Here is a 12,374-nt window from a genome sequence, read left to right on the forward strand (position 1 = left end):
CCATGCGGGCAGGTTACCGCCCACCGGTCACGGCTGGACCACCTTCACCCGGTAGAAGCGCTTGTCGCCAACCAGCGGCCCCGGATTCGGGTCCGGCACCGTGATGATGTCACCGGCCGGTCCGGAATTCACCACGGTGTGGTCCAACGCAGCATCCCACTGGCTGAGATTCGAGGTGAATTCCACCACATATTTCACGCCACGGGCCATGGCCTCTTTCGAACGGTAGAGGGAGACAACCGTGCGCGGACTGGTGGTCGAGTCAAAGTACGACACCGGGATCCCGGGAACGGGAGAGCCATCATAGACAGGAGCAGCCGGGACTTTCGGCAGGGGCCTCTGGCCGGGTTCCAGGCCGAAGGCGAACTCCAGCAGGTTCCCGTAGGCGTTCCCGTCCGCATCCTCCAGATGTCCTCCCGCGGTGCCCGCATAGGTTCTGCCCTTTTCCGCCAGCCACCTCTGGGTGGCGGTGAACGTCCCGCTGGCGGGCCGCACTTCCACCTTCAGCGTGATGGAATACTGGTCCACACCCCGCCGAGCGATGACCTCCAACTCGACCGTCCCCACCTGAGCGGCTTGGAATGACCCGCTGAACTGTCCGGTCGAGGGATTGAACGCAATGCCGCCCGGCAGTTCGGCATGGCCGACCCAATAGGTGTCCCAGGTGATGCCGGTTCCGGTTCCCGTCGCCTGATAGGTGAACGGCTGTCCGACAGTGGCCACCACCCGCTCCGCGCTGGTGATGAACAACGGGGCATCCACAGCCGCCGGGTTGATGACGAAGGTCACGGACAACGGCGTGCTGGCCCCGGTATGGTTCCGTGCAGTGAAGGTCACCGGAAAGGTCCCGCTCACCCTCGGCTTGCCCAGCAGCAACCCCGTCATAGGGTCCAACGTCAACCCCGCGGGCAGTTCCGTCGATTCCATGATCCCCGCCGACTTCGAAACCGCGAAGAAGAAATCCTCCCCCACGGTTCCGTCCGCCTCGGTCTCCCCGAACAGCAGCGGAACCGGCGGCACGTAGTCATCATCATCGATGGTCAGCGTCACCTCCGTCACACCATCCGCCACCGCTCCGGTGAAGTTGCCCAGCAGCACCTTCACCGTCTTTCCGGGATCCTGCGCGTAGTCGTTCAGCACGGGCAGGCGGACTGTCTTCTCCCCGACCTCACCCGCGGCCCAGCTCACCACGGTGGTCGTGCCTGCCTTGAAATCCTGCCCCTCGACGGCAGTGCCACCCGCTACCAACGTCGCACGCACGCTCGCCGCGCCGATGTTCCCCAAGGTTCGCCGGACTTTAAACTCCACGTAGCCCAGCGCCTCGGATCCCTGCCCGTATGGCGGGACCTCCACCCGGATGCGCCCCGGTCCCGGCTGGTTCCTCAGGATGTAGAATCCCTCCCCCCGCTGGTCCTGGTATTTGCACAGCACATCGAGGTTGGAGTTGATGGAAGACGTAAGAATCGGACCACCGGCATAATCATAACCCTGCTCCGATCCATCGAAGGGAGGATACAACTTGTAGGAAGGTCCCGTCTCATCCTGGAGGCGGGTGATCGCGTAGTTTGCCTCCGTACTGCTTCGTCGCCCGATCACCGGTTCCCCGCCATCGTTCAGGCCCAGCAGATGACCGTTCCGGGTCATGGCCGCACGGCTTGCCGGCATGAACACCGCACTCTGAACCGGCCGGAAGCCAGATAGGGTCCTAAGCTCATTGAACCGGTTCGACCATACCGCCGTGGCATGGGACATTCCGATGGCATTGCTCATCGCGCGGTAGGGTCCGTGTGCCAGCGGCGGCCCGCCCAATACCTGTGAGTAGGGATAGTCCGGAGTCGGCTGGTAGATCCCTGCCAGCGCGGGAATCCTGGTCTGACTGGCGGAGCTGAAGGTCGCGGACGAAACCGGCGCGTCATAGTAGAACATCAGTTCCGGAGCATTGAGATCCGAGACCCCACCGATGAGGTAGCCATCGCGGTCGAGGGCTTGGGGAGACCCCAGTGTCCTGAAAAAATTGGAATCAAACCAACGTCCTGAGTTTGCCGTCGATGTTCCCTTCCACATTACGGGTGGCGCATAGAAAAACGGCCAGTCGGAGGTGTAGCCCAGCACGGTCCCGTCGTCGGAGATGTCCGTCACTCCGGCGGAAAACTCCTCATTGCGCCCCACCTCTCCGTTGTAGTCGGCAAAGATATAACCGCCCAGCGTGGAGGCGGAGATCACCGGCTGCGGTAGCGTTTCCAGATCCGCGTCGATCCTGTATCTCACGATCCGGTGGATGTCCCTCGTCCCCCCACCCCACGCCGATATCGACTGGCGGGCGGGAGCGGCCAGATAAAACGTCCCTCCCGCCACATTGCTGATCCGCACGATCCCGGTGGAACTTCCCTCCGCTGGTGAAAGCGTCGCCGTCACCCCGCCCTGGGCCGGTGTGATCTTCCGCATCACCCCGTCCTTGAACACGAAAATTCCGCGTGCTTCCTCCACTCCCGAATACTGGTCCGTATAACGCGTCCACGTCCCGGCCACGACGCCAGAATCATTGAAATCATGGACCAGATACCTTTCCGTCAAAAGGGGCGGCATGAAAGAGGAGGACACCACATAGTTGGGCGGCGTCTGCGCCCCGGCGACCCCGGTGGTTACTAACAGGCAAACCACTGCGGAAATCATCCGATGAGTTTTCATGGCGGGGGCAAAGATATTGGAAACACCAGAATGGTGAGAAATAACACCGACTTGGTCGAGCATTTTGCAATACCTGCGCCGAAATGCGTAGCCGATTTTTTCAACCCGGCCTCACATCGCACCATCCCGCCGACCACTTCACCCGCAGCCCCACCTGATAAAGGTCGGTCAGATTTCCGGAGGTGAGCACCGATTTCTTCTCTTCGTCCGCGAACACACCGCCGTCCTTCAACAGCACCACACGGTTGATGCCCGGCGGGATCTCTCCCGGATGATGGGTGACCAACAACAGTGTTTTTCCAGCTTCCAACAGCTTGCAGAGCGTCGCGGTCAGTTGCATGGCCGCGGCGAAATCGAGGGCCGTTGAGGGTTCATCCAGCACCAGAACCTCCGGCTGGTGCACCAGCGAACGGGCGATGAGAAATCTCCGCCGCTCCCCTGAGGACAGCGCGCCGAACTCCCGCTTTGCCAGCGCACTGATGCCCATCAACTCCATCGCTTCCGACGCTCGTTCCTTCTCCGCCTTTGAAAACTTCATCCAACGCGTCTTGCCATACGCGCCGCGCAGCGAAGAAAGCACGGTATCCTCCGCGATCTCCTCGGGATGAAAGCGGGCGACCTCCTCCGGCATCACCACGCCGATCTTGTGCCGCAGGTCCTCCAGCGACCACAGATCCTCTCCGAACAAGCGGCAGACCGCGCCATTCCCCCACTCCGGCCGCAGTTCCCCGGTCAGCACTTTCAGCAGCGTGCTCTTTCCCGCACCATTCGGTCCCAGGATCGCCACACTCTCTCCTTCCCTCAGCACCAAGGAGAAATCCTTCAGCGCCCGGGTCTCCCCCCGCCAGACCGTCGCGTCCTGAATTTCAAGTATCGGATTGTGCATGGGCTGATCCCGCGTCATCAAACGTGCGTTGGCAAGCAGCCTTGCACTTCTTTGCTTGCCCTGAGGAGATTGCACGCAATAATCCACCCCGATCTGACATGGTAACCATCTATGACATCGCTGAAAAGGCCGGAGTTTCCGGTTCCACGGTTTCCCGCGCGCTCAATGGCTCGCGGCTCGTGAGCGATGAAGTGCGGGAGCGCATCCAGCACATCGCAAAGGATCTCGGCTTTGAGAAGCGGAACGTGCGCCGCCACCGCCAGCGCACCATCCTCAACATCCGCCTGGTCCTGCCGCACCATGATTCCCCGGAACGCGGGTTGTTCTATGATCTGACGCAACTCATCGACGGGCTGCGCAAAGGCTTCGCACCGACGGCGATCAACATCCTGAGCGACCTCGGGGGGCCATCCTTCGTCCCCTTCCCGCACAAGAAAGGCGGGGACACGGACGCCTTCATCTTCGCCTTCCACCTGCCCTCGGCGGAGGTGCTGCAGGCACTGCTGGAACGGAATATCCCCTTCGTCATCCTCAATCGCGCCACGCCCGGACTGCCATGCATTTCCTCCGATCACGGCGGCGGGATGGCGGAACTGGTGGAGCACCTGGGGAAAGCGCCCATCAAGCCGTGCCTCATCACCATCGACGGACTCAACGAGGTCTTCGTGGAACGGCGGGAGGGCCTGGCCACCACGCTGACCGCGAAAGGCATCCCGTTTTCCGATGCGGACATCTTCACATTCAAGAACACCGCCGCACTGACCGCGGAGGGACTGGCTCCCATCGCGGAGAAATATGACACGCTTTTCTGCATCAACGACATCGTCGGATCCGTGGTACTCTCCGAGCTGGCCCGGATGGGCATCCCCGTGCCGGAGCGTTGCCAGGTGACCGGCTTCGATGACTCCCCGCTGCGCCGCATCACCCGTCCGCTGCTGACCACCGTGGCGATGCCCGTCTTCGAGTTCGGCCGCCGCGCCGGACAGCGGCTCGCCGCCGAGGTCATCGAGGGCGCGGTGAACATCCCGCTCGAACGCCTCCACGGCTCCCTGCTCATCGGGGAGTCCACCCGCCGCTGAAGCCCGGCTTTCCATCAAACCCATGACACCCGACCAACTCGCCATCCACACGTTCACCACCAAGCCGTGGTCGATCGACGAGTGTATTGAGAACTACGCGCGGCACGGCTTCGGCGGGATCTCCATCTGGCGGGAAACCGTCGAAGGCGAGGATCTTGCCCGCGTTTCCCGCAAGCTGAAGGACAGCGGACTGAAGCCGATCTCCTATGTCCGCGGAGGCTTCTTCACCGGCACCACCGCGGAGGCCCGCCAGCAGGCCATCGACAACAACCTTCGTATCATCCGGGACTCGGAGACGCTCGGGCTGCCGATGATCGTGCTGGTCTGCGGAGCCACCCCCGGCCAGTCCCCCCGCGAGAACCTTTCACAGATCCAGGACAGCATCGCCGCCATTCTCCCTGCTGCGGAAAGCGCGGGCATCCGGCTGGCCATCGAGCCACTGCACCCGATGTATGCCGGCGACCGCTGCGCCGTCGCCACCATGGCGGACGCGAATGACCTGTGCGATGCGCTCAACCACCCGCTCCTCGGTGTGGCGGCGGACGTCTATCACATCTGGTGGGATTCGAAGTTGGAGCAGGAGATTTCCCGCTGCACCGCCGCCGACCGCCTCTTCGCCTTCCATGTCTGCGACTTCAAGGCCGACCTGGAGCATCCGTTGCTCGACCGCGAGCTGCCCGGCCAGGGGCTAGGCACCTGCGCCCGCGTGAACGACCTGGTGAAAGCAGCGGGCTTCACCGGCCTCACCGAGGTCGAGATTTTCTCCCGCAAATACTGGACCGAGAACCAGCACCAGTTCCTCGACAAGATCAAAGCCGCCTGTGCGCCTCTTCGCTGAAAACCGAACACTGAAACCTAGCAAACCTTCTTATGAAATCCATCGGCATCATCCTCAACGGCGTCACCGGACGCATGGGCACCAACCAGCACCTCGTGCGCTCCATCCTCGCCATCCGCCAGCAAGGCGGCCTCCGCATCGGCGATGAAACCTACATGCCGGAACCGGTCCTCACCGGCCGCAACGAATACAAGCTCGCGGAACTGGCGAAGAAGCACGGCGTGGAGAAATACACCACGGACCTGGACTCCGTGCTGGCGGATCCTTTCTATGAGATCTTCTTCGACGCATCCGGCACACCTTACCGCATCGGCTTCCTTGAGAAAGCCATCGCCGCGGGCAAGCACATCTACTGTGAGAAGCCCACCTCGGACTCCGCCTCGGAGGCGTTCCGCATCGCCGAGGTCGCTGAGAAGGCCGGCGTGAAGAACGGCACCGTGCAGGACAAGCTGTGGCTGCCGGGCCTCCGCAAATTCCAACTGCTGAAGGAGCAGGGCTTCTTCGGCGAAATCCTCTCCGTCCGCGGGGAGTTCGGTTACTGGGTCTTCACCGGCGACTACGAAGGCCAGCCCATCCAGCGTCCGAGCTGGAACTACCGCTCCGAGGACGGCGGCGGCATGATCGTGGACATGCACTGCCACTGGCGCTACGTCATCGACAACCTCTTCGGCAATGTGACCCGCGTCTTCTGCAAGGCGGCGACCCACATCCCGCAGCGCTTCGACGAACAGGGCAAGCCGTTCAAGTGCACCGCCGACGACTCCGCCTACGCGATCTTCGAAACGGACACCGGCATCACCTGCCAGTTCAACTCCTCATGGAACGTCCGCGTGCGCCGCGACGACCTCCTCACCATGCAGGTGGACGGCACCAAGGGATCCGCCATCGTCGGCCTGCGCAAGTGCTGGGCGCAGCATGAGAGCGTCACCCCGCGTCCGGTGTGGAACCCGGACATCGACAGCCCCATCAACTACTACGACCGCTGGACGGAAGTGCCGGACCAGATGAACTTCGAGAACGCGTTCAAGATCCAGTGGGAGCTGTTCCTCAAGCACGTCATCGCGGACGAGCCGTTCCGCTGGACGCTGCGCGAAGGCGCGAAGGGGGTTGAACTGGCCGAGCTGAGCTGGAAATCCCACGAGGAAGGCCGCTGGATCGATGTTCCGGTGCGCTGATCCGGCGTGAAATTCCCCGCTTGTCCCGGGGAAAAGCGCTGGAAAGAGCGCGGCACATGATTTACCCTCCACCCATGGCCGCGATCATTTCCTATGCCCAACTGGAGGATGAGGTGCTTCACCTTCCGCTTGAGGATCGTTCGCGGCTCGCCAACCGCTTGCTCGAAAGCCTCGACGAAGATGATGGCCTCGAACTGGGTCCGGAGTGGAATGAAGAACTTCAGCGGCGGGTGAAGAAGATCGACGGAGGCACGGCCCGGATGATTCCCGGCGGTGAGGTATCCGCCAACGTGAGGGCACGTCTGGAGGAAGTCCGCAACGAACGCCGATGATGCTGACATGGCACGAAGCCACCGAAGAGGAATACACTTCGGCCGCGATTTATTACGAACGGCAGGTGGAGGATTTGGGCGAACGCTTCATCGGACAAGTGGAAGCAACCGTGGCGCGGGTGATGTCGGCACCTTTGTGAACGCGTTGTCATGTTGACGGCTGTAGGAAGCTCCGGGTGGACCGCTTTCCCTATACGGTGATCTACAGGGTAACGGGCAATGAGGTGCAGATCCTTGCTGTCGCCCACGCGAAGCGCCTCCCCCCGGTTATTGGAGCGGGCGGACGAGCTGATGAAATCCGCCGCTTCCGTGATGGATGGGTGAATTTTATTTGGCACACCGAGTCCTTTCCGGTGGATTGCAGGCAACAATCGCCGCTTGCCCATCGTAAAAACCCGCTCACACTGTTCAGCAACCCATGCTCCGTTACATTTCCGCCGCTGCATTGATCCCGACCCTCGCCTTCGCGCAGAGCGGGGATAAGAAAGACCATGCCAACATGGACCCGGTGGTCCCGGCGGAACTCATCCCTCCGGCCCCGATCCTGCCGGTCGATCAGGCGCTGAAGGCGTTCAAGACCGCTCCCGGATTCGTCATCGAGGCATTCGCCGCGGAACCCACCGTCGATAAGCCGGTCGCGCTCGACTACGATGCCGCCGGACGCCTGTGGATCTGTGAGATGCAGGGCTACATGCCGGACATCGACGGCAATGGCGAGAACATCCCCCAAGGACGCATCGTTGTCGTCGAGGACACCAACCATGATGGCAAGGCGGACAAGCGCACCGTCTTCCTCGACAAGCTGAACCTGCCGCGTGCCGTCGCCGTTTTTCCGGATGGCATCCTTTTCACCGACAACGAGAATCTGCTGTGGATCAAGCGGGACGGCCTCAAGCCGGTGGGCGAAGCGGAGATCGCCGTGCCTGATTTCATCGAGGCGGGCAACGTGGAGCACAAGAGCAACGGCCTGATCCACGGCCTGGACAACTGGCTCTACAACGCGAAGTCGGGCAAGCGTGTCCGCCGCATCAATGGCAGGTGGGTGGTGGAGAACACCATCTTCCGCGGCCAGTGGGGCATCGCGAAGGATAACTACGGCCGCCTCTTCCACAACCACAACTCCGCCTTCCTCTTCGGTGACAACGTCGCGCCCAACCTGCTCCAGGGGAATCCCGGCGTCACCACCAAGATCGCCGAGTTCAGCGGCGTCGGGCCGAACGCGACCTGGCCGATCCGGGTGACACCCGGCGTCAACCGCGCCTACATCTCCAAGAAGAACGGCTACGGGTCCGACACCCTGAACCCTGAGACGCACAAGCTCATCAACTGCACCGCCGCCGCGGGTATGACCGTCTATCGCGGCAGCAACTTCCCGAAGGAGTGGGCGGACCGCGCGCTGGTCACCGAGTCCTGCGTCCAGCTCGTCAAGGCGATCGAGATCAAGGACGGTGGCAGCGGCAAGCTCACCGGCAGCCATCCCTACGAAAAGGAAGAGTGGCTGGCCTCCACCGACGAACGCTTCCGCCCGGTGAGCGCTTACAATGCTCCGGACGGCACTGTGATCATTGTGGATATGTATCACGGCATCATCCAGCACAAGACCTTCGTCACCTCCTATCTGCGCGAGCAATACGTGAGCCGCGGACTGGACGGCCCGGCCCACGGACAGGGCCGCCTCTACCGCGTCCGTTCGGAGAACGGCAAGCTGGAAGCCTACGAAGACCTTTCCAAGAAGACCGGTCCGGAGCTGGTCGCCTTGCTGGGCCATGCGAACGGCTGGCACCGCGATACCGCACAGCGCGTGCTGGTGGACCGCGGCGATGCTTCCGTTGCCCCGCAACTGGTGGCGGTCGTCGCGAAGAATGACAACCCGCTGGCCCGCATCCACGCGCTGTGGACGCTGGAAGGTCTGGGCAAACTCGATGCCGCCGTGATCGAGCCGCTGCTTTCCGCGAAGGATCCGAAGGTCGTCATCTCCGGACTGTGGGCTGCTTCCAAACTGCCTGACGCCGAGCTTGCGAAGCTCTCCCCCATCCTCCTGAAACTGGAGCCTGCCACCGAGGAGATGAAGCCTTACATCGCACGGGTTCTCGGGCCGCTGGCCACGTCTGCCGCCTGGGACAAGCTCACCGACATGATCGTGAAATCCGGCAAGAACCCGCTGGTGCTGGGAGCCGCGTTCTCCGGTCTCGACCACCACGAACTCAAGTTCAAGGCGGCTGCGGGCGACAAGATCAAGAACAAGGACTTCCTCGGCTGGCTGGACAAGGGTGCCTCCAACGCCCCTGCGAAGAAGGCTGCCGGCGAGCTGCTGACCGGTCCCGACAGGGAAGCATTCGTCCGCGGCAAGAAGCTCTACAACGGCGAGGCCGCCTGCTTCGGCTGCCACGGACTGGCCGGTGAAGGTGTGCCGAACCTCGGACCGCCACTCGATGCTTCCGAATGGGTAACCGGTGACGTCAGCATCTTCGGCAAGATCCTGCTCCACGGTCTGACCGGCCCGATCAAGGTCCATGGAAAGGTCTATGTCTCCCCTGCGGACATGCCCGGACTGTTCCAGAATCCCGCCATGACCGATGCCGCCCTCGCGGACATCGCCACCTACGTGCGTAACGAATGGTCGAACGCCGCCGCTCCGGTGAAGGCGGAGGAGTTCACCAAGATCCGTGAGGCGACCAAGGATCGCAACGGCAAGCCCTACACCGAAGCCGAGCTGAGGAAGTAAGGGATGCCCGCCTGAGGCCGGTAAGGAGGGTGGACATTGCGGCGGAGCCGCGATGTCCGCTGCGCTCCCCTGCCATTTGAGGGATAATTCCTCTTTTCAGGCTGATCGCCAATGCCGCCGAGGGACAGGAGTGTCCCTCCTCCTTACTCTCAATATACCCGTCGGACGGAGTGACTGAAGTAGTGTTGCGTCAGCAGGTCGGACAGATCCTCGAGCCTTCCGCTGAAGACTTCGAGTTCCTCCGTGGTCCGGGGGCCTGATTTACCGAACGGTTCGTCCAGCAAGGCGAGCCGTGCGACGATCTGCGGAAACAATCCACTGTTGGGGTCTCCGGGGAAGTTTCCGGACTCCGTCTGGAGGATCGCGGTCTGGTGGGCCACCGAACGCGGATTCGTCTGGTCCATGAACAGCAGCTCGCACACTGCATCCCAACGGGGCTTCGAGAAATGCCTGCGCCGGTAGGTCATCACGCTGTCGCAGATCTCCAGCACCGGCTCCAGGAAATGGGAGTCTTCCTCATCCTTCTCTCCGGCGGCTGCGACCTGCAACAACACCAGCGTTCCCAGAGCCCGCTCCAGACGGCGGCCTACCTCAAGGAACCTCCATCCCTGCCCCCGCGTCATGTTCTCCGCCTGCATGCCCGCAAAGGCGGAAAGATGGAGGATGAGCTGGTCCAGGGTCACCGAAAGCTCCCGTGCCTGCGGAGGTGTCGGAGGTGGATGGATGATGCCGTCCAACCGGTTGAAGAACCTCCACGTGTCATCGGACAGCCTGTCACGTGCGGCGGCGGCATTGGAAAGCAGCGCCCGCACCAGCGGCGGTATCCCGGTCCCGCTGTTGGTTCCATGCACCTGGTCGATCAAAGCTCCCAGCAAACCGAACGCTTTGGTCTTTTTCTTCGCGGGGGCCATCCCGACGGCATCGAGCAGATCCAGGCATGCCGCCAGTTGCTCGTGCTGGAGCCGACCGGCCTCTCCGACGAGGTGTTTCATGGTCACCCTCAGCAGGCGGGTGGCCAGCTCGATGCGCTCCGCATACCTGCCCACCCAGAACAGTTCCTCAGCGATGCGGCTGGGCACTTCCGCCGCGGCAGGATGGCGGCGGACCATGGTGGGGCTCTCCGGCTTCCCGGCCTTCGCCTTGCCGGGTTCCTCCGCACCTTCCAGGATCCACACATCCTTGGTGGAACCGGCGTGCACCGGCCAGAGCTGGGGCGCTTGGCCGGGCTTGCCCACCCTGCCCAGCCCACCTGGCAGCGTGACCGGAGTGCCGGAGGAATTCAGCGTGAACCCACGCACCACCACCGGCCTGGATGCCAGGCTGCGGCCGTCCAGGGACGGTGCCACGCTCGGCGTGACATCGAGCTGGGCGACGAAATCGTAAGGACGTTCCTCGATGATGGTGAGCCAGTGCTTCCGGGCGTTCGGGGACAGCGACGACCACCGCACCGGCAGCAACGGCTCGTCCAGCGAGGCGGAAAGCAGCACGTAGCGGCTGAAGTTCTCCAACACCTTCGCACGGACGTCCGCCTGGCCGAGCCACCACGTTTCCACGAACGGCAGCTTCAGATCCTCCCCCAGCCACTTGCGGCAGATCTGAGGGAGGAACGGCAGCAATGCGGGCGATGATGCCAGCCCCGCGCCCGGAGCATTCGCCAGCGCGAGATTCCCGCTCCGCCATGCCTCCACGATGCCGGGAACACCACCCCGGCCCATGGTCCAGAAATCCAGCGGATCGATCACGTCATCACCCAGCCGGTTGGCCACGCAGTCGATGCGCCGCAGCCCGCCGAGCGTCTTCAGATAGAGGCGCTTTTCCCGCACGGTGAGGTCCGCGGCCTCCACCAGCGGAAAGCCCAGCAAACGTGCCTTGTAGGCATGCTCGAAGTAGGATGGATGGCGGAACCCGGCGGTGAGGAACACCACGTTCGGCATCTCTCCGCGGGGCATGGACAGCTCCTGGAGGGTCGCCCTTTCCGCATCGAAAAATGGCTGCAGCCTCGCCACCCGCGCGCTTTCATAGGCGTCGGACAGGACATTGGAGGCCACGCTGCGGTTCTCCAGCACCTGACCCAGTCCCTGCGCTCCCTGGACCTGGTCGTTCAGCACCTTCCAGATCCCTCCGGGCATCCGCACCAGATCACTGGAAAAGCCGACGAGGAACTTCCCGCCCTGCGGCTGCACCCCGCGGATCTGAGGTTGGTAGGAGCGGTTGGAATGGATGAGATCCGGCGGTATCAAGCCCTCCGCCATCAATTTCTGCGGGCCGTAAAGGTCCGCAACCACCATCTCCAACAGACGCATGCGCTGGATCAGCCCGGCTGAAATCTTGTCCCATTCCTCCCGGCGGACCATCAACGGCAGCGGATCAATGACATAAGGCTGACCGGTTCCGCCAACGTCACTGTACACGTTGAAGGTGGTTCCCAGATCATCCAGCATCCGGTCGGCGGTGGCGCTGAGGTTGGCGCGGTCCGCAGAGGTCATCGCCTGGAGCTTTCCGGCGAAATCCTCCCAGCCGGGCCGTATCCCGCCATCCGGTGCTGTCATTTCATCCCACGCGGCATCCCCCGCTCCGCCTGTGGACGGAGGAGTGTTCGCCGGAACGGATCGACTGCGTTGGAGCATGGGCTGACGGAGGTCCTGAAACCG

General features: G+C 62.8%; 10 protein-coding genes. 7 read left to right on the forward strand and 3 right to left on the reverse strand.

Going from position 1 to position 12,374, the window contains the following annotated elements:
• Positions 1 to 27: 27 nt before the first annotated feature.
• Together KF712_15430 and KF712_15435 are read right to left on the reverse strand one after the other, a co-directional pair.
• Positions 28 to 2,688 carry a putative Ig domain-containing protein gene (locus tag KF712_15430; GenBank protein ID MBX3742378.1) on the reverse strand — a complete coding sequence of 887 codons (2,661 nt, stop codon included), beginning with the start codon at positions 2,686 to 2,688 and terminating at the stop codon, positions 28 to 30.
• A 100-nt stretch (positions 2,689 to 2,788) separates the two neighbouring features.
• The gene (locus tag KF712_15435; GenBank protein MBX3742379.1) at positions 2,789 to 3,574 is read right to left on the reverse strand and encodes an ATP-binding cassette domain-containing protein; all 786 of its coding nucleotides are present in this window, start codon (positions 3,572 to 3,574) and stop codon (positions 2,789 to 2,791) included.
• A gap of 98 nt (positions 3,575 to 3,672) precedes the next feature.
• Here KF712_15435 and KF712_15440 point away from each other — a divergent pair, with 98 nt between their 5' ends.
• The 7 genes from KF712_15440 (at position 3,673) to KF712_15470 (ending at position 9,723) form a co-directional block, all read left to right on the forward strand.
• Positions 3,673 to 4,653 (forward strand): LacI family DNA-binding transcriptional regulator, encoded by a 981-nt coding sequence (locus KF712_15440; protein ID MBX3742380.1) that lies wholly within the window; start codon positions 3,673 to 3,675, stop codon positions 4,651 to 4,653.
• 22 nt (positions 4,654 to 4,675) lie between these two features.
• On the forward strand, positions 4,676 to 5,491 hold the full coding sequence (locus KF712_15445; GenBank protein MBX3742381.1) for a sugar phosphate isomerase/epimerase: 816 nt from the start codon (positions 4,676 to 4,678) through the stop codon (positions 5,489 to 5,491).
• Between the two features lie 32 nt (positions 5,492 to 5,523).
• Positions 5,524 to 6,666 carry a Gfo/Idh/MocA family oxidoreductase gene (locus tag KF712_15450; protein ID MBX3742382.1) on the forward strand — a complete coding sequence of 381 codons (1,143 nt, stop codon included), beginning with the start codon at positions 5,524 to 5,526 and terminating at the stop codon, positions 6,664 to 6,666.
• 74 nt (positions 6,667 to 6,740) lie between these two features.
• Entirely contained in the window at positions 6,741 to 6,998 is a 258-nt protein-coding gene (locus KF712_15455; protein ID MBX3742383.1) for an addiction module protein, read from the forward strand.
• Positions 6,995 to 7,138: a hypothetical protein gene (locus KF712_15460; GenBank protein MBX3742384.1), complete on the forward strand. Its 144-nt coding sequence runs from the start codon at positions 6,995 to 6,997 to the stop codon at positions 7,136 to 7,138. Before KF712_15455 ends, KF712_15460 begins: the two co-directional genes overlap by 4 nt.
• A 36-nt stretch (positions 7,139 to 7,174) precedes the next feature.
• On the forward strand, positions 7,175 to 7,447 hold the full coding sequence (locus KF712_15465; GenBank protein MBX3742385.1) for a hypothetical protein: 273 nt from the start codon (positions 7,175 to 7,177) through the stop codon (positions 7,445 to 7,447).
• Positions 7,417 to 9,723, forward strand: coding sequence for a c-type cytochrome (locus KF712_15470; protein ID MBX3742386.1), 2,307 nt, complete (start codon positions 7,417 to 7,419; stop codon positions 9,721 to 9,723). Before KF712_15465 ends, KF712_15470 begins: the two co-directional genes overlap by 31 nt.
• Before the next feature lie 149 nt (positions 9,724 to 9,872).
• On the opposite strand, the gene KF712_15475 is transcribed toward KF712_15470, so the two are convergent.
• Positions 9,873 to 12,350 (reverse strand): circularly permuted type 2 ATP-grasp protein, encoded by a 2,478-nt coding sequence (locus tag KF712_15475; GenBank protein MBX3742387.1) that lies wholly within the window; start codon positions 12,348 to 12,350, stop codon positions 9,873 to 9,875.
• Positions 12,351 to 12,374 lie beyond the last annotated feature (24 nt).

The organism is Akkermansiaceae bacterium, from assembly GCA_019634595.1.
Classification (GTDB): Bacteria; Verrucomicrobiota; Verrucomicrobiia; order Verrucomicrobiales; family Akkermansiaceae; genus Luteolibacter.

What these genes read in the sequence shown, in the direction of transcription:
- KF712_15455 (MBX3742383.1), top strand. Translation starts at nt 6,741, where the DNA reads ATGGCCGCGATCATTTCCTATGCCCAACTGGAGGATGAGGTGCTTCAC.
- KF712_15460 (MBX3742384.1), top strand. Translation starts at nt 6,995, where the DNA reads ATGATGCTGACATGGCACGAAGCCACCGAAGAGGAATACACTTCGGCC.
- KF712_15430 (MBX3742378.1), bottom strand. Translation starts at nt 2,688, where the DNA reads ATGAAAACTCATCGGATGATTTCCGCAGTGGTTTGCCTGTTAGTAACC.
- KF712_15445 (MBX3742381.1), top strand. Translation starts at nt 4,676, where the DNA reads ATGACACCCGACCAACTCGCCATCCACACGTTCACCACCAAGCCGTGG.
- KF712_15470 (MBX3742386.1), top strand. Translation starts at nt 7,417, where the DNA reads ATGCTCCGTTACATTTCCGCCGCTGCATTGATCCCGACCCTCGCCTTC.
- KF712_15435 (MBX3742379.1), bottom strand. Translation starts at nt 3,574, where the DNA reads ATGCACAATCCGATACTTGAAATTCAGGACGCGACGGTCTGGCGGGGG.
- KF712_15440 (MBX3742380.1), top strand. Translation starts at nt 3,673, where the DNA reads ATGGTAACCATCTATGACATCGCTGAAAAGGCCGGAGTTTCCGGTTCC.
- KF712_15475 (MBX3742387.1), bottom strand. Translation starts at nt 12,350, where the DNA reads ATGCTCCAACGCAGTCGATCCGTTCCGGCGAACACTCCTCCGTCCACA.
- KF712_15450 (MBX3742382.1), top strand. Translation starts at nt 5,524, where the DNA reads ATGAAATCCATCGGCATCATCCTCAACGGCGTCACCGGACGCATGGGC.